This window comes from Collimonas fungivorans Ter331, from assembly GCF_000221045.1.
In the GTDB taxonomy this organism is placed as follows: domain Bacteria; phylum Pseudomonadota; class Gammaproteobacteria; order Burkholderiales; family Burkholderiaceae_D; genus Collimonas; species Collimonas fungivorans_A.
The window spans coordinates 3213197-3234255 of record NC_015856.1; the positions used below are offsets into that span (position 1 = coordinate 3213197).

Below are 21059 nucleotides of genomic sequence, written 5' to 3' on the forward strand. Positions count from 1 at the left end.
TTAAACTTGCATCAAACTCGGGAGAAAACATGATTGTTCGCGGCGGACGCGCCATATACGGAGAGAGCGTCGGCATTCTTGTGCTGGATACGAAGTTTCCACGCATCCCCGGCGATATCGGCAACGCCACCACATTCGACTTTCCGGTGCGTTACAAGGTCGTGGCGGGAGCAAAACCGCAACAGATTGTTGCTACGCCCGATCGGGCCCGCGCGCTGCTGCCGGCATTTATCGAAGCCGCCAAGGAGCTCGAGCACGACGGCGTGCGCGCCATCACCACCACCTGCGGTTTCCTGACCGTAGTCCAGGATGAAATTGCCGAGGCTGTCAGCGTGCCGGTCATTACTTCGAGCCTGTTTCTCGTCCCGCTGCTGAGGCGCATGCTGGGCCCCAGGCGCACCATCGGCGTGGTCACTGCCGATGCGCATAGCCTGTCGGCCAGCCATCTGCGCGCTGCCGGCATCGAACCGGACTGGCGGCTGGTTATCAAAGGAATGGAATCGCGCCCGTCTTTCGGAACCATCCTGGGCACAAGCAGCGATCCTGAGCATGCGCTTGATGTCGACCAGGTCAGGCGCGAAGTGGTGGAAACATGCCTGGCCATGCAGGCCGAAGCGCCTGACCTGGGCGCGTTCCTGTTCGAATGCACCAATCTGCAACCGTACGCGGCGGCAGTGCAAGCCGCCACCGGACTTCCTATCTTCGGCATCTATCACGTCGTCAACCTGCTTCACTCTGGCGCAGTGGCGCCTGGTTTTGCGCACGGCTATCTGTAATCTCAAGCCTGGCCGCCGGCAGACGTGCCGTGGCATATGAACCTCACTCGCGCACCAGCCGCAACCAATGCAAGGTCGAATCATCGTCCGCCGGCAGTGCCGCCCTGAGGCCGCCGAGCTGCTTCATGGCAGCGTCATAACTTGCCTGGCTGTCCGTTTTGCGGGACCTGTGCTCAATTCTCTTGCTCCACTCCTCGCCGAAGTCAGCGATGCGTTCAAGCATCATGCGCAACTCCTGGTCATCATGCATTTCCGCCGCCAGGCGACGCCAGACCGCATTTTTATTCCAGCGCAAAAAACGCATATAGGTAGTGTTCCACTTGCCGAATCGTAGCGGCAAATCGTGCCAGAGGCGGCGCCCGGCCGAAATCCACAGGATGGCATCGATAAACAGGCGATTGTTGTGCGCCCTGGCGCCGCTGTCCCCTGCCTTGCCCGTCATCAGCGGTTCCAGCTTTTCCCACTGGGCATTTCGCAGTTTCATAATGAAGGTGGCCTCGCGCCGGTCCTATTTATTCCGCGTTGCCGCCGCTTCGCGCTGGCGCCGGCGGTTTTCCTGGCAGCGATAGCAGATCCAGCGCCGGGTCTTGTTGCACTCGACGAAATCGCCGTCGGCGGCGGGCACCTCGCCTTGATGGTGCGCGCAGAACCGCCTGCCGGTGGCGTTTGCGGCGGCCTGGGTCACCAGCACCAGCCGGTCCGGCCGCTGTGAATATGCACTCATTGTTGGTCTCCTTTTGCAAAAACAACTTCAGGAAATCCTGTACTTTCCGTGCGACTCAAGCCTGTTCCATAGTGCTGGCGCCGCAACGCCGGGAAGCACCGGCCACGCAACAAGGGAGACGCCGTAAGGCGGGATTGCTGCCGGTTGTCGGGGTTTTTTCATGTGCAGGCACTCGCCGACTGATCCTGCGGGCACTCACCGCTTGCGCGGAGCCGTGCCCTGGCTGTCATCAAATCTTTCCCTTCGCATGCATTCTTACCAGTTGTACCGTGCGCCCACGGCAAGGCCCTGGTCCTGGCCGTGCGCTGCAATGTCGCCGGTATAGTCGACCAGGAAAGCCCAGGCCCCGGCGTGGCTGGCCACCACTCCCAGGTTGAACTGGAGATGGTTGGGGCCGACGCTCGGTCCGCGCACTTCGAATGTCCCAGCCTCGGAAGCGTTGGCGAAGCGATTCGTAAAATATCCCTCGCGGTTGCCGAATGCACGTTGCACCAGGACCCGCGCATGCGGGGTCCAGCTGGTGGGACTGGCCGATTCTTTCGACGCCAGGGTGAAGGTCTTGCCCAGCTGCAACCCGGCGCCGATCCGGGTGTCGGTCACCTGGTCGGCATGCACCGACAATGCGATAGCCGGATCCGTGGCCTGGTCGCGGAAATCGACGCCCGGCAGGCGCACCACATCAACAGCCGGCAGGATCGGCTGCCACACCCATCCTCGCTGGTCTTGTATGGTCCAGCCATGCTCCACATGCAGCGACAAGGCGTTGCCGGTATTGCGCGCCTGGGCTTGTGCAGAAAAAGGCAGCCGCGACATGCTCAAGTCAACCGAGCGTGTGGCGGTGCTCGACAGATGCGTCGCTCCGGCCGAGGCATCCAGGTAATGGCGCTCGGTTGCGTAGCGCAGGTAAAGGCGGCCGTCGATGGCGTTGGTTTGTCCGCGGTAGCCGTTGCCGACGCCGTTCACCGACAGCGTGCCGTAACCGAGCGAGCCGCCCCAGGTCAGGCGTTCGCCGGCGCGCCGGTCCAGGCCCAGCACCAGTCCTGAGCTGTCTTGTCGCCAGGCCGACATCTGGTCCTGTCCGCTCAGGTGTCCGTAGTGGCCGAACACGCGGCCCCAAAGATTGGTGTCGCTGGCTGGAGCATCCGGTTTCGCAGCTGGGTCGTCGCTGCCGACCAGGTAGCTGAGCATGCCGGAGGCGTCGACAGCATGGCCAGGTGCGCCCGAATTGAGCGGCATCGCTGCGGCGATGGCAGCCGTGCCCTGCCGTTCGGCGGCGCGGTCGGTGGAACGCAAGTGCTGGGTCAGGGCCGCGCTGAAGTCGTTGATCAGATACAGCGAGGCGGTCCGCTGGGCGGCATAACCGGCGCCCTCGATCTGTTGCCGGGCCTGCGCCGCCTGGGCGTTGGTGGAGAACTGCAGCGCACCCAGCAGCGGCGCCAGCGCCGAGCCGCTTTGCTGGGAAGCAGAGCTGAGGGCGCTGCCTAGGCCGCAGCCTGCACGGTTGCAGAATGCGGACTTGCCGAGAAACGCTTCGTCGGCGCTGAGTGAAATGCTGTCATTCTTCTGGGTCACGTGGAAACTGATCACGGAATCGTCGAAAGGATGAAAGGCGTCCGTGGCGGGATTGACATCGTAGCCGGCGACCGGCTGGCCTTGCGCATCGGCGCGCACCAGGTGCGCGAAGCGGTTGACCACGATGTTCACATTGGCGGGAGCCAGGCCTTTCTTTTCCGCCTCCTGCAGCTGTGCCTGGAAGCCGGAAGAATAGCCGACCAAAGCGTACGATTGAGCCGTGTGATAAAAGCCGGGAGTCATATGCAGGGCAAGTTGCGCCGTATTGGAACGGATACTCAGCGCACTCATGGAGGTATAGCTACCGCCATTGTAAAGACCGAATCGCAACAAGGCCGGCTGCCCGGCCTGGCCAGGCGCAATATCGAAGGCCAGCGCCGAATAGTCATTCAATCGCGGATTGCCGCTCCAGTCGATCCCCTTTCCGGTCGGATGCAGGACGGCGCGATCCATGAAATTCATGCGCGCCCACAGCTGAGACTCGCCGAGCTGGCCTTCACCTTCAAGGGCGCTGCGCCTGTAAAATGTGTTGACCGGAATGTCAAGGATGCCGCCTCGCAGATGCAAGGCGCTGTCCTGCATGACCAGCGCATCCATAGCGGTATGGATTCCCTTGGGCAGGGTCCATTGGGAGTTTACCAAGGTCATGAAACCAAAAGAATCGCCGGTCGATATGCCCGAAGTGTCGATCAGCGGCGTCGCGCTATATTTTACGAAGGCCCGGATTGCCTTGTTGTAGTCTGAATTCGGATCGGCGCGCTGGCTCTTGGCTTCATCGGGATCATATTGGCTGGGGTCGTTGTAGACGGCGTTCAAGCCCTGCGTGAGCGCCTTGACCCGGTCGGCCGGACTCATTGCGTTGTATATGCTCCGTTCCTGGTCAACCAGGTTGATCAGATAGGGCTCGCCGCTCAGGACGGGGGCAGATCCCTTGGGTAAATAGGCTCCCAGCAGATTCCAGTTGGTCAGCCAGCTGACCAGCGTCGTATCTATCTTTTTAGCGGCAGGGTCATACTTGTTAGCGTAGTTCGGATTGATATTGCCAGACAATGCCTGGCCCGTTATGGTTACAGAGTCCACGGTCGTTTCGGGCGTGCGCTGGGTGACGAAGCCGGTGTTGTAGACATCGTCCTTGGGATAGGCCTTGTACTGTTTCGGGTTGGCGCAGTCCGGGTGGCACCAGAATACGGATGGCGTTTTGCCGGCGGCCGGATCGAACAGCCTGGCATAGGCATTGCCGTGGTCGCTGAAGGCATCGTCCAGCAACTGGGCGTCGGTGGCGGCAAGGTTGCCATTGGCGATCGCTTTCAGAAAATACTGGTAGAAAGAAGTGTTCCGGCTGGAATCCAGATAGCTATCGTGACCGCCGGTCATGCCATGGATGCCAAGAAAGTGGCCGCTGTTGATATCGCCAGGATTCGGCTGGTCGAGGTTCGAAAAGGCGCGCACCGCGCCGCCCGCAAACATCATGGTGCAGGCCGAGATGCAGTAGCCGGAGAAGACCGTCTTCAGGCCCTGGCGCCGCGCCAGGTCGCCAACATCGTAACCGCCGGTTACGGAGCCGCCGTTCGAATTGCGCATCACCAGCGTATCGATGACCCGTCCCTGGGCGCGCAGCCGGGCCAGGTAGTCCGCCAGCACGTAGCCATCCGAAAACACCACGTCGCCCGACAGGAACACCTGGTTCCCATGCACATGCATGTCCATCGCATACGCATGGTGTACGCCCGCCTCCATGCCCAGCGCCCCTAAAATGGCCAGCAACAGCTTGTATTTCATACCCTCTATCCCCTCACGTGTATTCCAGCGCCTTAACGTCCCCACTAGAGATGCCCGTCCAGAATAAAAAAAGGGCCACGCTGCGGCTCACAAAAAAACCTGAACAGGCCTGGCCCCTTTTTTTATCTCGCGGGGCAGGTTAACAAGGCCTGCCGGCAACATCTTCCACAAGAGGAATTTCGCGGCGACTGATTGCTCACTTCTAAACTATCAATAAGGAGTCATGCATATGTGCGGAAACACGGAATTGCCAGAGTCGGCAAGACACGTCTTTGATACCGGCGGCGCAATGTCGGGAGTTGAAATGAATGCTTCTTTTCACTATCAAGGATAGACATGACAGAACACATCGAATTGAAAGGCAGCCTGGCAGCCGCCACGCTCGCCACCCTATTTCTTGTCGCCGGCTGCGGTGACGGCAGCAATACCGGCGCCGACGCCCTGGCAAAACGAAACCAGAACGCGGATGCGGTCAAGCCGCCGGCCCAGAGTTCGGCGACTACCGCCGCCGTCTCCGGCAAGATCACCTATGACTTTGTGCCCGCGGTCGCCAGCAAGGACCAGCAAGGGCGCTGGCAAGCCAAGCTCGACTACGCAAAAACGGTACAAAAACCGGCCCGCAATGTCGTGGTCGAACTGATCGACGACAAGACAGGCAAGGTATTGCTGTCGGCGGAAACCGACGCCCAGGGTGGCTATGCGTTCCAGGCGCCGCTCAATACCGCCGTCCGCGTGCGGGCAAAAGCGCAGATGCTGCGCACAGGCAGCGCAGGACCAAGCTGGAATTTCGCGGTTCGCGACCACTCGTCGGCAGGCTACGGCGTATCGACCAACGGCGCCGCTCTGTTCGCCATGGAAAGCGCCTCCTTCAACAGCGGCAAGCAAGCCAGCATCCATGACCTGAACGCTGCTTCCGGATGGGACGCCACGAAATCGACCTATGCCACATCCCGCTCGGCCGGACCGTTCGCAATTCTCGACACGGTCTACAACGCCAGCCATAAAGTGCTGGAAGCCGATAAAAATCTCGCGTTCCCGCCACTTAACGTCTTCTGGAGCCCGGGCGACACGGACGGCACTTATTTCGGCAGCGAGAGCGGCAAATCCAATTCCAGAGGCTTGCATATCCTCGGCCAGGCAGACGTCGATACCGACGAATACGATGCCGGCGTGATTGCCCATGAGTGGGGACACTACTTCCAGGCCAGTTTCTCTCGCGACGACAGCACTGGCGGCAGCCACGGACAGGGAGACTTGCTCGACATGCGCCTGGCGTTCAGCGAAGGCTGGGGAAATTCGTTTTCCAGCATGGCGCGCAATGATCCGATGTACGTCGACACCAATGGAAAGAGCCAAGGCAAACGCGCGGTAGTTTTCAAGGTCGACGATATTCCGGCGGACGATCCGAAAGCCTGGTTCAGCGAAACAGCGGTACAGTCTGTGCTGTATCGCCTGCACCAGTCGCCGGACATCGGCTTCGGCCCTATCTACCAGGCCATGGCAGCGCAGAAGACATCACCGGCTTTCACCAGCCTGTTTTCATTCGCAGCCGCGCTGCGCGGAAAAATCAATGCGGCCGGCCAGGCCACGCTGGATAGCCTGCTGACCGAGGTCAATACGATAAACAAGGACAATCTAGACATGTTCGGTTCCAAACAGGCGAGCCTTCCAGCATCCATCATTGCTGCCAACAAGGATTTTGTGCTGCCGGTCTACACGCTTCTTGATGTCGGTTTGCAGACCACGGCCCAAACGGCCGGCAAGGAAAGCACAGCATGCAACACGACTGCATACGACGCGGGCAACAATTACAATAAGCTCGGCGTATATCGCTATCTGCGTTTCGGCATCGCGGAAAAAGGCAAATACCGGCTGCGTATCGTCCCCGACCAGGGCCTGGCGCCTTACCTCCAGCTTTATAGCAAGGGAACGGCACTGGCTGGCGACACCGTCAAAAATCAGCTCATTGAAGACCCGAATCATCCCGGCACTTATTATGCGAACTACGATTTGCCGGTGCAAAATGACTACGTAGCCACACTGACCACCGTGGGCGATGCTCCAGGATGCTTTAAGCTCCTGCTCACCCAAGTCAAATGAAAGGGAGAACAATCATGAACATCAAAAACATCCTGGGCAACGGCATGCTGCTGCTTGCAACCCTTGCCTGCCATGCGCAAAGCACCGTCGCCAAACCGCTTCAGCCTGTTGCTCCTGGCAAGGCAGCTGCGAAAAGCCAGCCCGACGGTAAAATCGGGGCGCCCGTCAGCGTCGAACTGATATCCGGCGGCGCCACCAGCAAGAACGTCACGCTGCCGGTGCAGCTGCAATTCAAAACCGACCAGCCCAATACCCCGCTGCAAGTGGAATACCGCAGCAATGACGGTTTGTCGCTTGTCACTCTCGGCACCGCCACGCTGATCAGCAACCAGCAAGGGATCGTGACCGATACGCCGAACGTGCGGGCAACGGCTGACGGCGTCTACGACCTGAACGTGTTCGTCACAGTCGGCGACCGCACACGGGCGGTATCGATTCCCGTCACCGTGGGTAATGCCAAGCCAGTGAAGAAAGCTTCAGGCAAGGCCATGCGCACGCCGCAAGGCGAAGACCTGACGATCATGCCGGCACAAGAGAAGTCGCAATAAGCGACGGCGAGCCGTGCCGGGGATTGACGCAACGACTATCAATCCCCGGCCAAATTCATCATTGCCTACTCAGGCGGCCGGATCGCAGCGGCCGGCGTTTCGTAGATGTATGGCGAGGCCGGCGCAAGTGCTGGTCCAATCCCGCGCAACAAATACCCCCGCTCTGCTTTCTCCACGCTTTCCAGGCCGGTGCCCCGCAATAATCTGGCGAATGCTTCGGTCAGCGGGAAATTTCCTTCCAGGCCCGGACTGCATTTGTTCCGCACCGACTCTGGGGCATAGACAATCGAAATGCCTGCAGTGGCGGCAAACAGCGCCAGTTTCTGGCTCAATGGTCCGGCTGCGATAGCGTAGCTGCGCCCGGCTTCAAAGCCGGTGTTCAGCGCCGGCGCCGGCAGCGCGCTCGCCGCCAGCAGCAAAGCGCACACCTTGATAGCCGCATGTTGTGCATGTTGGAAGGTCATGCCATGTATTCTCTTGTTTGTTCATCGCTAAAGCACTCTTACTTGATTGCCCCGCGAAACAGGAAAAAAGGCCAGTACTTTCCGGACTCAGAAATTGTAGCGGCCAGTCAGCACGATGGTGCGGCCCTGTTCAAAGCCGCTGCCTTCCGGAATGCTGGCGAAGCTGCCGTACAGCTTGCGATCGAAGATGTTCCGCATGCCGAGCGTGAGCGACCATAACCTCGTTTTATAGCGCAGGTTGGCGTCGGTGCTGAACTGGCCTCCTATGTAGGCGTCGTTGATGTTGCGGTAACCGCCGCGGCTGCTCATTCCCAGGCCGTAGCCCCAGCCTCGCCAGCCGGGGCTCTGCAGATCGTAGCTGCTCCAGAAACTGGCCTGGTGGCGCGCCACGCGATCCACCGCAAAAGTAAAATCGGACGGCTGCCCATCCTTGAATCCGGTGTAGCTATAGGATGCAATCAGATTCCAGCCCGGCGCCGGGCTCCCGGCCACATCCAGTTCCGTGCCATAGCTGACTGTCGGCGGCAGTGATCCCAGCGGGCGGGTGACGCCGGCATCGTCGACCTCGCCGTACAGGACTTTGGAATGGGTCGCGCGGAACACCGATGCGGTAAGCAGCAAGCGTTCGTCGAACAGGTTGAGCTTTAATCCCGCTTCGATTGACCTGCCTTCGGTCGGCGGAAAATTATAGATTCCGGCCGGGCCGCCGTTGGGGCCGGGTCCTGAAGCCTGCGCCTGCAGCACAAAACTCTTTTGCTGGTTAACGTACACCATCATGCTGTCGGTCAATTGATACGCCAGGCCGATGTTGTAGACCGGCTTGCTGCGCGGATGCAGCGCGGTGTCGTCGCCGGTCTGCACATCGATGCTGTGGGACCAGGCTTTGGTATAACCGAGATTGGCCAGAAAATGCCAGCGCCGCCAGCTCAGCTGGTCTTGCAAGAACCAGTTATTGGTGTGATAGCTCTGCGAAGGAGAGCCCTGCCACGGGGCCAGGCTGGACTGGGAAACTTCCGGCAGGCTGTCCGCCGACAAGGAAGCCATCACCGAATCGCCAATTTCGATCTGCGGCGCCGCGCGCCAGCTATGGTGAAACGCTAAGCCGGCCAGCAGCACATGTTTTACAGGTCCGGTAAAAAAAATGCCGCGCACGCTGTTCTCGACATTCCAGCCGTAAGAGGTCGCCCCTCCCGCCTGCGGCTGGCAGCCGCGCATGGCTGCACCGCTGCTATCGGCCTGGCTTTGCGCACAATAGTAGGACTCGAAGGAGAGCTGCGTCTTCATGTAGTTGCCCTTGCTCTGCCAGCTCCAGCCGCCGCCCAGTTTCTGCTGCCAGTCGTAGTTGGTGCCGGTGCTGGTGCTGCGGGTGCCGTCGTCAATCGCACCCAAGGGCCCAAAGCCGCCGCTTGCATGCTGGTTGCGTTGGTAACTCAGGCCAACCACCGCGCTCGTATCGCCGTGACGATAACCGAGCGACGGCGCGGCATACACCTCGCGCTCGCTGTCATAACGGCCAGTTGCGTTCGGGTCGCGGTTGCCGGACAGGATCAGCCTGTGGCTCCACGCCTGGTCCTCCGACAGCGCGCCGGCGAGGTCGAGCGTCATGCGCTGATGGCCGTAGCTGCCGGCTTCCAGCGTCAGCTCGCGCATCGCTTCGGCTTGCGGCCGCTTGGTGATGATATTGGCCAGGCCGCCGGGCCGCATCTGGCCGTTGGCGATGATCGAGTCGGCGCCCTTGAGCACGTCGATCCGCTCGATGGCCGCCAGCGGCGTATGCAGCGGCGAGCTGGCGTTGTCGATGGGAGAAGGCCCTTGCTCCAGGCCATTGATGCGGGACGGCGCGACAAACCCTCGGATATAGATGGCGGAATCGACGCCGCGGTTGTAGATGTTCACGCCGCTGACGTCATGCAGGGCATCCAGCAGCGACTGTGCCTGCTGGCTGGCCATGACATCCTTGGTCACCACCTGCACCGATTGCGCGATCTCGGACAGCGGCGTATCGCCGCGCGTAGCGCTGCTGCTGCTGGCGGCGGCAAATCCTTGGGCCGGCTCAGGCGCTTCCGTGGTCCCGGTGACCGTCATTGCCATCAGCACCGTATCCTCTCTTGCGCCTGCTTTCTCGGCCGCTGCAGCGGCGGTCGTAGCGGAAACGGCAGGCGCCGCCGGCGTTGCTGCCCGCAGCAGGTATCCGCCTTCCGCCTTGGCCGCGGCTTCGAGTCCGGTGCCGTTCAGCAGGCGGGCCAGGCCTTCGGCGACCGGATAACGCCCGGCCAGCCCCGGACTATGTTTGTCTTGCACCAGGGCCGCATCGTAGGCAAGCGAAATGCCGGCCTTGACCGCAAACACCGCCAATGCCTGGTTCAGCTTGCCGCCGGCGATCGAATAGTCTTTTGCCGGCTGCCCCGCTTGCGCCCACGCTTGCTGGGGAGTGATCGACCCTGCGGAAACCAGGAAGCAGCAGGCAACGTGCATGCGGATTGCCGTCGATAACGGCAAGGTCGTTCCGGAAATCCGCCGCCGAGAATTTTGTAGAACCATGCAAATTGCTTTCTCGGTTGACTAGACCTGCGTCCGGCCAATGGCCGGATCCAGCTGAAACGCTTGTGCGCGCACCCTAGGCGGCCCTTACAGTGACCCAGTACTGGGTGACTCTCTCTATCCGCACCGGCAGCGCCTTGCTGAGCAGGGTCAGCGCCTGGTCGGTGTCCTTCAGCTGGAAGGCGCCCGAGACGCGTTGCTCCGCCACCGCTGGATCGCAGCTGAGACGGCCGTGGCGATAGCGAGAGAGTTCCTGGACAAAATCAGCCAGCCGCATCTTGTCGGCGTACAGCACGCCTTGCGACCAGAGCGCCTGAGCATCGTCGACCGCCAGCACCGGTCCGGCCTGGTTCGCGGTAAAGCTGCACTGCTGGCCGGCTTGCACCACGACGGCTGCCGCTTTCAGCGGCGTCAGCTCGACTGCTCCCTCGAACACCGCTACATGGCTGCGCATGCCCTCTTGCCGGACATCGAAGCGGGTGCCGAGCGCACGCAGCAAGCCATGCCGTGTCTGCACTCTGAACGGACGCGCCGGCAGCATCCTGTCGGCTGCCGTGGTCACCAGCACTTCGCCGGTGTAAAGCTGGACCAGGCGCTGGCGGCCGTCGAATTTGACATCGACCGAACTGGCGGTATTCAGGATCAGCTGGGTGCCGTCCGCCAGCGCAATCGTGCTGCGCTCGCCGGTTGCGGTCTGGTATTCGGCAGTCCAGTCCTGCCACGGCAGCTTGGCGGCGAGCCAGGCCACCGGCGCTGTGCTTAGCAGCACAACCAGAGCCTTGAGCGCTGCCCGACGCTGCTGCGGATAGGCCGGGCGGTCAAGCACCGGCATGCCCAGTTCGGGCGGGATATCGCTGAACGAGTTGGTGAGCCGTTGCGCGCATTGCCACGCGCGCTGGTGTTCGGGGCTGCGTGAACGCCAGTGCTGCCAGGCTTGCTGGTCGGCTTCGGTAGCGTCGTCGCCATGCAGCTTCATCAGCCAGGTGGCGGCTTCGCGAATGATGGCCGGATTGATCGATGTCTCTGTCATGGCAAGGAAAACGTCAGGCACTGTTCAAAACCCAGCACCATATGGCGCTTCACGGTCCTGACTGAAATGTTCAGCTGCTCCGCGATCTCGGCGTAGGTCAGGCCTTCCAGCTGCGACAGCAGGAAAGTGCTGCGCGCCTTGGGCGGCAGGCGGTCCAGCATGGCGTCGATTTCGAACAGGGTCTCCAGCAGGATGGCGCGATATTCCAGCGACGGCGTCTGTGCTTCAGGCAGCAGTGCCAGCGTTTCCAGGTAGGCGCGCTCCAGCGCTTCGCGCCGGTAGGCATTGGCCACCAGCCCTTTGGCGATCACCGTCAGGTAGGCGCGCGGCTCTTCGATCACCTCGATTGCCGGCTTCAGCAAGACCCGTACAAAAGTGTCTTGCGCGATATCCGCAGCGTGGTCGATATTGCCGAGGCGCCTGCGCAACCAGCCTACCAGCCAGTTGTGATGGTCAATGTACAACGACTGCATCGGCGTGGCCTCCACCTTGGGCATGAGCGGCTCTCCTAACAATGTGCTTCTTTCAAAGCCAAGACAAAATCAAAGATGCTGGCAGTTGCATGAAAACCGCCGGTCCATGTCCGGCGCGGCGTTTCCAGGCAAAAGGAAAACATCGCAGAGATGATTGCGTTTTTCCTCTACTCAATCCAAGACCAAAATGTATGACCAATCTGCGTCGATCGTCAACAAGACGACAGGAACAAAACAACACAATCGCCACTAAACATTTAATTATTTGAACATTTCCCTTTTGCGCTCAGCGATTCTAACCAGCAAAGTCCGATTGTTACCCGATATTTTATTGGACCTCCGCGCGGCGCCGATTCACGCATTTTTACGAAAATGCCGCACATGGATTGCGAGAGACACTATCACTCCGGGAATGAAGCAATATCGAGGCCAAGATGCGGCAGATTGCGCCTGTTTTGGGCTCGGCAAACAAATATGGAAATTTAAAAAAAGAATGGCACTTTTTTTTGTCTCAAGTGGCAAGACTAGTGACAGGTCTTAATGCGTGCAGGAAGATTTTGAGCGAATGTTTACAGTATCCGCTAAACAATCATTGCGATAGTCCAGCGGCAAGCGCGCATTTTGGTGCATCGCGCACCGCTATTGCCTTGTCGGCAAGTGCACAACGGAAACCGGGGATAAGCTGGATATGCCGATTGTTACCTGGCCGGCCAGGCGCCTATGGCAGGCCAGGCGCGCGATCCCAGGAAAATTTTTCCAGCGGACCGGTATAGGGCTTGGCCAGGGGAAACGCCAGGTCGCCGCGCTTGCCTGTCTTCAAACCCAGCTGCACCAGGCTTTCCGCCAGTTTCAGCGCCACCGTCACGCCGTCGATCACGGCGATGCCGAGCTCTTCTGCAATCGCCTTGCAGAGATCGCTCATGCCGGCGCAGCCGAGCACGATGCTGTCGACCCGGTCCTGCTCCATCGCCTGCCGGCATTCGGCCAGGATGATGCGGTACGCATCCGAGCCCGGCCGCTCCAGCTCCAGCACATTCAGTTCGCAAGCGCGCACCTTGCGGCAAAAGCGCTGCATGCCGTATCTCTCGGCCAGGTGCCAGGCGATGCCGCAGGTCCGCTCCAGCGTGGTAACCACGCTGAAACTGCCGCCGATCAGGCTGGCGGCGTGCATCGCCGCTTCGGCGATGCCGATCACCGGGCCGCGCGCGGCTTCGCGTGCCGCGTACAGGCCGGGATCGCCGAAACAGGCGATCACGTAGGCATCGATGCCGGCCGCCTCGCCCTTCCTGATTTCATCGAGGATGCCCGGCACGCTCAGCGCTTCGTCGTAGTGGCTTTCAATCGATGCCGGCCCCATGTCCGGGCTGACCGCGATCACCTCGGTGCCGATGGCGGCGACCCGGCGCGCGCACTGGCCGATTTTCTCGGTCATGCTCCAGGTCGTATTGGGATTGATGATTTTGATTTTCAAGATCAGGCGCTCGCTGCTCCTGCCGCCTTCGGCATTGTCTGTTTATCGCTGATGGTCCAGTAAATCGCCAGGCCGCAGGCCATGCCGATGAACCAGGTGAAATTGGCCAGGCTGGCAAGCGACGGCAGCAATACGCACAAGACCGGAATCACGGCCGACGGAATCAGCGCGATGATGGCCTTGGGGTTATAGCCGTTGCTGTACCAGTAAGCGCCCTTCGGATCCATGCTGTACAGATCGTCGACGATCACCTGCTGTTTTTTCACCAGGTAGAAATCGGCAATCAGGATGCCGAACAAGGGGCCGATGAAGGAACCCAGGATGTCGAGCGTGTAATGGATCACGTGCGGATTGTTGAACAGGTTCCAGGGTGTGATGAAAATCGAGGCGACCGCGGCGATCATGCCGCCCATGCGCCAGCTGATCAGTTTCGGCGCCACGTTGGAAAAATCGAAAGCCGGCGAAACGAAATTGGCGACGATGTTGATGCCGACCGTGGCGATCATGAAAGTCAGGCCGCCCAGCACCACCGCAAAGGTGTTGTCGATATGGCTCACCATCTCTACCGGATCGGTAATCAGCTTGCCGTACAACGGCAAGGTGGCGGCGATGCAGACTACGGTCAACAAGGAGAAACCGAGGAAATTGACCGGCAGGCCCCAGAAATTTCCCCGCTTTACCGATCGGTAATCCTTGCCGTAGCGCGAAAAATCGCCGAAGTTGAGCATGGGTCCAGAGAAATAAGACACTACCAGCGCGGTAGCATTGATCATGATCGGGATCGCCGCCGCGCCGCTGTATTTGATGCCGCCCAGGTTCAGGTCGATATTGCTCCAGCCGGCCTTGCTGATCAGCCAGGCGGCCAGCAGGAACATCACCACGTATACCGCCGGCCCGGCCCAGTCGATGAACTTGCGGATCGCATCCATGCCGGTCCAGAACACGATCGCCTGCAACACCCACATCACCATGAAACCCAGCCAGCCGAGATAGGACAGCCCGGCAAAACCGTATTGCCTGAGGTCGGCGTAGACTGCCAGCTGCGGGAAAAACTTGAGCACGATCAGCAGGAAGGCGCCGGACGCCAGGTAGGTCTGGATGCCGTACCAGGCCACCGCAATCAGTCCGCGGATAATCGCCGGGATGTTCGCGCCCAGTACGCCGAAGGTAGTGCGGCAGATGACCGGATAAGGGGCGCTGGTGACTTGGCTGGGCTTGGCCACCAGGTTGGCGAAGAACTGCACGATCATGATGCCGGCCAGCAGCGCCACCAGCACCTGCCAGCTGCTCAGCCCAAGCGCAAACAGGCTGCCGGCGGTCACGTAGCCGCCTACGCTATGCACATCGGACATCCAGAACGCAAAAATATTGTAGCTGCCCCAGGTCTGTTTTTTCAGCGGCGCCAGGTCGTCGTTGGTCAGCCGGTCGTGGTACGAGGGCTTGATAATCGCATTGTGCTGTTCCATCGTGACTCCTAATCCAGAGTGTTAACAAATCAGGCCGGGCTGGACATCGCCGGGGACTGGCGTTGATTGGCAAAGCTGGTTGACAATGAAACCGCATAAATCATCGACAATCAAATACACAATTGCGCACAATCATTCCTGATCTGTAAGCCAGAATCGTGCCAAGCATTGTAGAAGCCAGGGTAAGCAAGAATAGGATGACTGTATAAAAGGGATTTTTCCGGCTGCGAGACGGGCGATGACAGGGACTTGGAAACCGGCACAAACTGGTGCAAACCCAGCCATAATTGTGCACCTGCCTCGCAATGATGCAATTTTCAAGGAGCTGGACACGCGAAAGCCAAGCTAGCCGTGCAAGCTGCAGGCTTCGGACTTATACTGTTGCCATGTCAATGGGAAAATGCTGCGATCCATGTATAAATTGTGCACAATACCGATATTGAATACGCTTGTAACCGAACCGGAGGCCGCGGCATGAGCGCAGTTCCCAGAGACGAGCAGGCCGAATTGAGCAACGATGAAATCGATGCTCGGATCCACCTCGCCATCATCGACGCTATCCTCGACCACCAGCTGCCGCCGGGAACACGCCTGGTAGAAGCGCCGCTGTGCGAAGCATTCGGCGTCACGCGCGGCACCTTAAGGCGGGTTTTTGTGAAACTGGCGCATGAGCGCGTGATCGACCTGCAGCCCAACCGCGGCGCGGTGATCGCCATGCATGACGTGAAGGAAGCGCGCGAAGTGTTCGAGGCGCGCGTCATCCTCGAAGGCGGCTCGGTCAAGAGCCTGGCCGGCAAACGCAAGGTGTTGCCGGAATTGCGCGCGCTGGTGAAACGCGAGCATGCATTGCGCGAACAAGGCAGCTGGGGGGAATGGATACGCCTGTCGGGCGAATTCCATATCAAGCTCAGCGAAGCCAACCAGAACAACATCGTCAGCGCCTACCTGCGCACCCTGATCGCCCGCACTTCGCTGCTGATAGGCTTGTATGAAACGCCGAAGCGCAACAGCTGCTCGGCCGACGAACACGGCGGCATCCTGGATGCGATCGAACAAGGGGATGCGGAACGCGCCGCCAGGCTGATGGAGCATCACCTGGGCGAATACGCCTCCGAGCTGTTGACCGAAACCAGCCAGCCCAAGGAAGTCGATTTCGCCAGGCTGTTTTCGCCGGTGCGCGCGGCCTGACGCTTCTTTCCCGGGCTTAGTCTTTGCCGTTGGCCTGGTCGTCCAGGCTTTTCAGGAACTGCATTTTCTCGGCGATCTTGGACTCCACTCCGCGTGGCACCGGCTGGTACCAGCCGGGGTCGCCTATGCCGTCCGGCAGATAGGTCTCGCCGGCCGCATAGGCATGCGGTTCGTCGTGCGCATAACGGTACTCATGGCCATAGCCGAGTTCCTTCATCAGCTTGGTCGGCGCATTTCTCAAGTGTACCGGCACTTCCCGCGACTTGTCCTTGCGAACAAACGCCATGGCCTGGTTGAAGGCGTTGTAGCCGGCATTGCTCTTGGCCGCGATCGCCAGGTAGATGACCGCCTGCCCCAGCGCCAGCTCGCCTTCCGGCGATCCCAGCCGTTCATAGGTCGCCGCGGCGTCGTTGGCGATCTGCATCGCGCGCGGGTCGGCCAGGCCGATATCTTCCCAGGCCATGCGCACGATCCGGCGCGACAGGTACATGGGATCGGCGCCGCCGTCCAGCATGCGGCACAGCCAGTACAGCGCGCCGTCCGGGCTGGAGCCGCGCACCGATTTGTGCAAGGCTGAAATCTGGTCGTAGAAATTATCGCCGCCCTTGTCGAAGCGGCGCGCATTCAGGGTCAGCGCATTTTGCAGGAATTCGCTGGTGACCTGGGTCACGCCGGAAGCCTTGATGGCGCTGCCGATCTGCTCCAGCAGGTTGAGCAGCCGGCGCGCATCGCCGTCGGCATAACCGATCAGGGTATCGACCGCGGCCTCGTCGAACTGCAGGTGCGACAAGACCCGCTCCTGCGCACGCGCCAGCAGCAGCTTCAGTTCATCCTCGGTCAGGGCCTGCAGCACATACACCTGCGCCCGCGACAGCAAAGCCGAGTTGACTTCAAACGAGGGATTTTCGGTGGTGGCGCCGATGAAGGTCACCAGGCCGGATTCGGCATACGGCAGCAAAGCGTCTTGCTGAGACTTGTTGAAGCGATGGATTTCATCGACGAACAGGATCGTATGCCTGCCTTGCGCCAGGTTCTGCTGCGCCTGTTCCATCGCCGCGCGGATATCCTTGACGCCGGAAAACACCGCCGACAGCGGGATGAATTCACAGTCGAAGGCATTCGCAGTCAGGCGCGCCAGCGTGGTCTTGCCGACACCGGGCGGCCCCCACAGGATCATGGAATGCGGCTTGCCGGATTCAAACGCCAGCCGCAGCGGCTTGCCCGGCCCCAGCAGGTGGCTCTGCCCGATCACCTCGTCCAGGGTCGCCGGACGCAGGGCTTCGGCCAGTGGCGGTGTGGGTTCTACTTTGAAGAGATCGGACATGGTTCGGTGAAAAATGGTCTTTGTTTGAAAAATCAAATGTCATGCAGCATCTGTAAAGCTTGGCGGCCGGCCCCGAAACCTGCCGGCTGCGCCCCGGTGCGCGAAGACGGCGATTGTGAGAGAATCCCTGTCGATTTCGACCAGCTCTCCGCCCCGCCATGCCCTTTGTCGTCACCGATTCCTGCATCCGCTGCAAATACACCGACTGCGTCGAGGTCTGCCCTATGGATTGCTTCCGGCAAGGGCCGAATTTCCTGGTGATCGTGCCAGAGGACTGCATAGACTGCTCGATGTGCGTGCCGGAATGTCCGGTCGGCGCGATCTACAACCAGGCCGACCTGCCCGACGAACAGCGCCATTTCGCCGAAATCAACGCCCGCCTTGCCGCCCATCCGGACTGGAAACCGATCACTCGCTCGCAACCACCGTTGCCTGACCACGAAGCCTGGCGCGAGGTCGCCAACAAGCTGGAATTCCTGGAACAGGCGTAGGGTGGGCAGTTTTTTCCCACGCGCCACTTAAATCTGCGTGGGCACCCGTGCCCACGCTACTGATTCAATACATCCGCCCCCTTGGGCACGACAAACTGGAACTGCCCGGTCGACAGCGGCGGATTCTTGACGAAATTCTTGAAGGTCAGCAGCGATACCTGGCCAAACGAATCGCGCAGTTCCATCGCCTGCGGCACACCGTCCTTGAGGCCGATGCCGATATGGTCGAAGGTGGTGTCCTTGGCTTTCGGCGTCGCTTCCAGCCACTCCATGCCATCCTTGGCCTGGCCTTCTTTCAGGACAAAGTTCTTTTCCAGGTCGTTGCTGCCGAACAGGATCGCCGCCGGTGAGGAACCGAGCGCATTGCCCAGGCTCTTGGTGGTGACCTGGTTCAGGTCCTTGTCGTAGATGTACAGCTTGTCGCCGTCGGCTTGCAGCACCTGTTCGTACGGCTTCTGGTAAGTCCAGATGAACTTGCCGGGCCGGGCGAAGATGAAAACGCCGCTGGAAGTGCTGGTGACCTTGGGCGCCTTGCCGGCGTCGATTTTCACCAGTTGCTGCGAGAATTCACCCTTGGCCGACTGCGTGCTGCTGACGAACGACTTGAACTGCTCCAGCGCACTGGCATGGGCCAGCGACGGCAGCAGCGCCATGCTCAGCGACAGGCCGACGATCAGGCGGCCCGATTTGAACTTGGCGAACATGTTGCTCTTGCCGGCCAGGCTGGCGATGATTTTCTTTTGCATATCTTATTGCTCCGTGTTGCTATTCCCCGCCGGCACCAGGATTTCCCGGTTGCCGTTGGATTGCATGGTTGAAACCAGTCCGCTTGTTTCCATCTGCTCCAGCAAGCGCGCCGCGCGGTTGTAGCCGATGCGCAGATGGCGCTGCACCAGCGAAATCGAGGCGCGCCGATTCTTCAGCACCACCGCCACCGCCTGGTCGTACAATTCGTCGCCTTCGCTGCCGCCGGTCGCCGCGCCGCCGAGCGGGCCGTCGGTGCCGTCTTCCAGCACGCCGCCTTCCAGTATTCCTTCGATGTAGTTCGGCTCGCCCTGTTCCTTCAGGTAGTCGACCACCCGATGCACTTCTTCATCCGAGACGAACGCGCCATGGACCCGGATCGGCAAGCCGGTGCCGGGCGGCATGTACAGCATGTCGCCCATGCCGAGCAGCGCTTCCGCTCCCATCTGGTCAAGGATCGTGCGCGAATCGATCTTGCTGCTGACCTGGAACGCGATCCGGGTCGGCACATTGGCCTTGATCAGGCCGGTGATCACGTCTACAGATGGGCGCTGCGTCGCCAGAATCAAGTGGATGCCGGCGGCGCGCGCCTTTTGTGCGATACGCGCGATCAGCTCTTCCACCTTCTTGCCGACCACCATCATCAGGTCGGCCAGCTCGTCGATGATGACGACGATGGTAGGCAGCTTTTCCAGCGGTTCGGGCGCATCCGGCGTCAGGCTGAACGGATTCGGGATTTTTTCTTCGCGCTTGTCGGCGTCCGCGATCTTCTGGTTGTAGCCGGTCAGGTTGCGCACGCCCATCTTCGACATCAGCTTGTAGCGGCGCTCCATCTCGTTGACCGCCCAGTTCAGCGCATGGCCGGCCTGGCGCATGTCGGTCACCACCGGCGCCAGCAGGTGCGGGATGCCTTCGTAGATCGACAGCTCCAGCATTTTCGGGTCGATCAGGATCAGGCGCACCTGGTTCGGATCGGATTTATAAAGCAGGGACAGGATGGTGGCGTTGATGCCCACCGATTTGCCCGAGCCGGTGGTGCCGGCCACCAGCAAGTGCGGCATCTTGGCCAGGTCCGCCACCACCGGATGGCCGGCGATGTCCTTGCCGAGCGCGATGGTGAGGCTGGAGACGCCGTCATTGTAGACCTTGGAGCCGAGGATCTCGGTCAGGCGCACGATTTGACGTTTGGGGTTGGGCAATTCCAGGCCCATGAACATTTTGCCGGGGATCACTTCCACCACGCGGATCGAAGTCAGCGACAGCGAACGCGCCAGGTCGCGCGCCAGGCCGACGATCTGGCTGCCCTTGACGCCGGTCGCCGGTTCGATTTCGTAGCGGGTAATCACCGGGCCGGGATAAGCGGCCACCACTTTCACCTGCACGCCGAAATCGGACAGTTTTTTCTCGATCAGGCGGCTGGTGAATTCCAGCGTTTCGACGCTCACGGTCTGCTGCTGCGGCGGCGCTTCGTCCAGCAGCGACAACGGCGGCAGGTTGGTGTCCGGCAAATCGGTGAACAAGGTGGTTTGCCGCTCTTTTTCCACCCGCTCCGATTTCGGCACGGCAACTACCTGCGGCTCGATCCGGATCGGCGACGCCACCACGATCTTGGCGCGCTCCTGCACCACTACTTCTTCACGCTTGACGGCGGCGACCTGCCCGACCTTGCGGTCTTCGCGCGCGACATAAAAATTCTTCAGCCACAGCAGCCCGTTTTCGATGCCGGCACCGATGCGCTCGGCCACGGTCAGCCACGACACATGGAAAAACAGGCTGATGCCCAGTGCGAACAACAGCAGCAGGAACAAGGTGGAGCCGGTAAAACCGAGCGCGGTTTGCGCGCCGCTGCCGATCAGCTGCCCCAGCACGCCGCCGGGCGCGCGCGGCAGTTGCACGTGGCTAGCCAGCCATTGCATGCGGGTATATTCGAGGCCCAGGCTACCCACCAGGATCAGGACAAAGCCGGCGCCGCGGATCAAGCCTTCGTGGCGATGCTCGGGTTCGGCGTTTTTCTCAACCACAAAACGCTGCGAAATGCGGCGGTAGCCCTGCCACAAGGTGCGCAGCAGCAGCGCGCACCACCACCAGGCCGAGGCGCCGAAGACAAACAGCATCAGGTCCGACAGCCAGGCGCCGATGCGGCCGCCCCAGTTATGCATGCGCGGCACCAGGGTGCCGTGCGACCAGCCCGGGTCGGACTTGGAATAGGTGGCGAAAATGATGATCAGATAGGCTGTGATGACCGCATAGACGATCCAGCGCGCTTCATACAGCAGCCGGACCAGGCGGCTCGGCAAAGGCTGCGCCTCTTGCGGCTTGGTGTTGCGGGTATAGGCTTGGCTTGTTCTAGTCATAAATCCGGTTGGTG

17 protein-coding genes are annotated in these 21059 nt (G+C 60.6%); 5 read left to right on the top strand and 12 right to left on the bottom strand.

Annotated elements, in window-relative coordinates; translation table 11 throughout:
• The first annotated feature begins 29 nt into the window (after positions 1 to 29).
• Complete coding sequence (locus CFU_RS13930; protein ID WP_014006679.1) at positions 30 to 776, top strand: aspartate/glutamate racemase family protein; 747 nt, start codon at positions 30 to 32, stop codon at positions 774 to 776.
• Positions 777 to 819: 43 nt separating this feature from the next.
• Here CFU_RS13930 and CFU_RS23365 read toward each other — a convergent pair whose 3' ends face one another.
• The 3 genes from CFU_RS23365 to CFU_RS13945 form a co-directional block, all read right to left on the bottom strand.
• Positions 820 to 1218, bottom strand: a complete 399-nt coding sequence (locus tag CFU_RS23365; RefSeq protein ID WP_190275157.1) for a transposase — start codon at positions 1216 to 1218, stop codon at positions 820 to 822.
• Positions 1219 to 1284: 66 nt separating this feature from the next.
• Complete coding sequence (locus CFU_RS13940) at positions 1285 to 1500, bottom strand: hypothetical protein (RefSeq protein WP_014006681.1); 216 nt, start codon at positions 1498 to 1500, stop codon at positions 1285 to 1287.
• 255 nt (positions 1501 to 1755) lie between these two features.
• Positions 1756 to 4851, bottom strand: a complete 3096-nt coding sequence (locus CFU_RS13945; protein WP_041742064.1) for an autotransporter domain-containing protein — start codon at positions 4849 to 4851, stop codon at positions 1756 to 1758.
• Positions 4852 to 5187: 336 nt separating this feature from the next.
• Here CFU_RS13945 and CFU_RS13950 point away from each other — a divergent pair, with 336 nt between their 5' ends.
• Positions 5188 to 6951 carry a hypothetical protein gene (locus tag CFU_RS13950; protein WP_014006683.1) on the top strand — a complete coding sequence of 588 codons (1764 nt, stop codon included), beginning with the start codon at positions 5188 to 5190 and terminating at the stop codon, positions 6949 to 6951.
• A gap of 14 nt (positions 6952 to 6965) precedes the next feature.
• A complete protein-coding gene (locus tag CFU_RS23370; protein ID WP_050808592.1) occupies positions 6966 to 7499 on the top strand; it encodes a hypothetical protein in 534 nt (177 codons plus the stop codon).
• A 65-nt stretch (positions 7500 to 7564) separates the two neighbouring features.
• Here the strand turns inward: CFU_RS23370 and CFU_RS13960 are convergent, their stop codons facing one another.
• The 6 genes from CFU_RS13960 to CFU_RS13985 all read right to left on the bottom strand — a co-directional run bounded on the left by CFU_RS13960 (position 7565) and on the right by CFU_RS13985 (position 14944).
• The gene (locus CFU_RS13960) at positions 7565 to 7963 is read right to left on the bottom strand and encodes an STN domain-containing protein (RefSeq protein ID WP_014006685.1); all 399 of its coding nucleotides are present in this window, start codon (positions 7961 to 7963) and stop codon (positions 7565 to 7567) included.
• A gap of 87 nt (positions 7964 to 8050) precedes the next feature.
• A complete protein-coding gene (locus tag CFU_RS13965; protein WP_238531314.1) occupies positions 8051 to 10462 on the bottom strand; it encodes a TonB-dependent siderophore receptor in 2412 nt (803 codons plus the stop codon).
• 118 nt (positions 10463 to 10580) lie between these two features.
• On the bottom strand, positions 10581 to 11534 hold the full coding sequence (locus CFU_RS13970) for a FecR domain-containing protein (RefSeq protein ID WP_041742066.1): 954 nt from the start codon (positions 11532 to 11534) through the stop codon (positions 10581 to 10583).
• Complete coding sequence (locus tag CFU_RS13975; RefSeq protein WP_041742067.1) at positions 11531 to 12031, bottom strand: sigma-70 family RNA polymerase sigma factor; 501 nt, start codon at positions 12029 to 12031, stop codon at positions 11531 to 11533. Before CFU_RS13975 ends, CFU_RS13970 begins: the two co-directional genes overlap by 4 nt.
• A 694-nt stretch (positions 12032 to 12725) precedes the next feature.
• Entirely contained in the window at positions 12726 to 13478 is a 753-nt protein-coding gene (locus tag CFU_RS13980) for an aspartate/glutamate racemase family protein (RefSeq protein ID WP_041742068.1), read from the bottom strand.
• A 2-nt stretch (positions 13479 to 13480) separates the two neighbouring features.
• Positions 13481 to 14944 (bottom strand): NCS1 family nucleobase:cation symporter-1, encoded by a 1464-nt coding sequence (locus CFU_RS13985; RefSeq protein WP_014006692.1) that lies wholly within the window; start codon positions 14942 to 14944, stop codon positions 13481 to 13483.
• 474 nt (positions 14945 to 15418) lie between these two features.
• On the opposite strand from CFU_RS13985, the gene CFU_RS13990 reads away from it, so the two are divergent.
• On the top strand, positions 15419 to 16132 hold the full coding sequence (locus CFU_RS13990; RefSeq protein ID WP_014006693.1) for a GntR family transcriptional regulator: 714 nt from the start codon (positions 15419 to 15421) through the stop codon (positions 16130 to 16132).
• A 16-nt stretch (positions 16133 to 16148) separates the two neighbouring features.
• Here CFU_RS13990 and CFU_RS13995 read toward each other — a convergent pair whose 3' ends face one another.
• Positions 16149 to 17456 (bottom strand): replication-associated recombination protein A, encoded by a 1308-nt coding sequence (locus CFU_RS13995; protein ID WP_014006694.1) that lies wholly within the window; start codon positions 17454 to 17456, stop codon positions 16149 to 16151.
• A gap of 158 nt (positions 17457 to 17614) precedes the next feature.
• Between CFU_RS13995 and fdxA the strand changes: the two genes are divergently transcribed.
• Positions 17615 to 17947, top strand: a complete 333-nt coding sequence (fdxA, locus tag CFU_RS14000) for a ferredoxin FdxA (protein ID WP_014006695.1) — start codon at positions 17615 to 17617, stop codon at positions 17945 to 17947.
• Positions 17948 to 18003: 56 nt separating this feature from the next.
• Here the strand turns inward: fdxA and lolA are convergent, their stop codons facing one another.
• Positions 18004 to 18651 (bottom strand): outer membrane lipoprotein chaperone LolA, encoded by a 648-nt coding sequence (gene lolA / locus CFU_RS14005; protein ID WP_050808748.1) that lies wholly within the window; start codon positions 18649 to 18651, stop codon positions 18004 to 18006.
• Between the two features lie 45 nt (positions 18652 to 18696).
• Entirely contained in the window at positions 18697 to 21045 is a 2349-nt protein-coding gene (locus CFU_RS14010) for a DNA translocase FtsK (protein WP_014006697.1), read from the bottom strand.
• Positions 21046 to 21059: the final 14 nt, after the last annotated feature.

Bases quoted from the DNA above. Each gene is read 5' to 3' on its own strand.
- CFU_RS13985 (WP_014006692.1), bottom strand. From the start codon at position 14,944: ATGGAACAGCACAATGCGATTATCAAGCCCTCGTACCACGACCGGCTG.
- CFU_RS13960 (WP_014006685.1), bottom strand. From the start codon at position 7,963: ATGACCTTCCAACATGCACAACATGCGGCTATCAAGGTGTGCGCTTTG.
- CFU_RS14010 (WP_014006697.1), bottom strand. From the start codon at position 21,045: ATGACTAGAACAAGCCAAGCCTATACCCGCAACACCAAGCCGCAAGAG.
- CFU_RS13990 (WP_014006693.1), top strand. From the start codon at position 15,419: ATGAGCGCAGTTCCCAGAGACGAGCAGGCCGAATTGAGCAACGATGAA.
- fdxA (WP_014006695.1), top strand. From the start codon at position 17,615: ATGCCCTTTGTCGTCACCGATTCCTGCATCCGCTGCAAATACACCGAC.
- CFU_RS13995 (WP_014006694.1), bottom strand. From the start codon at position 17,456: ATGTCCGATCTCTTCAAAGTAGAACCCACACCGCCACTGGCCGAAGCC.
- CFU_RS13950 (WP_014006683.1), top strand. From the start codon at position 5,188: ATGACAGAACACATCGAATTGAAAGGCAGCCTGGCAGCCGCCACGCTC.
- CFU_RS13970 (WP_041742066.1), bottom strand. From the start codon at position 11,534: ATGACAGAGACATCGATCAATCCGGCCATCATTCGCGAAGCCGCCACC.
- CFU_RS13940 (WP_014006681.1), bottom strand. From the start codon at position 1,500: ATGAGTGCATATTCACAGCGGCCGGACCGGCTGGTGCTGGTGACCCAG.
- CFU_RS23365 (WP_190275157.1), bottom strand. From the start codon at position 1,218: ATGACGGGCAAGGCAGGGGACAGCGGCGCCAGGGCGCACAACAATCGC.
- lolA (WP_050808748.1), bottom strand. From the start codon at position 18,651: ATGTTCGCCAAGTTCAAATCGGGCCGCCTGATCGTCGGCCTGTCGCTG.
- CFU_RS23370 (WP_050808592.1), top strand. From the start codon at position 6,966: ATGAACATCAAAAACATCCTGGGCAACGGCATGCTGCTGCTTGCAACC.
- CFU_RS13975 (WP_041742067.1), bottom strand. From the start codon at position 12,031: ATGCCCAAGGTGGAGGCCACGCCGATGCAGTCGTTGTACATTGACCAT.
- CFU_RS13945 (WP_041742064.1), bottom strand. From the start codon at position 4,851: ATGAAATACAAGCTGTTGCTGGCCATTTTAGGGGCGCTGGGCATGGAG.
- CFU_RS13930 (WP_014006679.1), top strand. From the start codon at position 30: ATGATTGTTCGCGGCGGACGCGCCATATACGGAGAGAGCGTCGGCATT.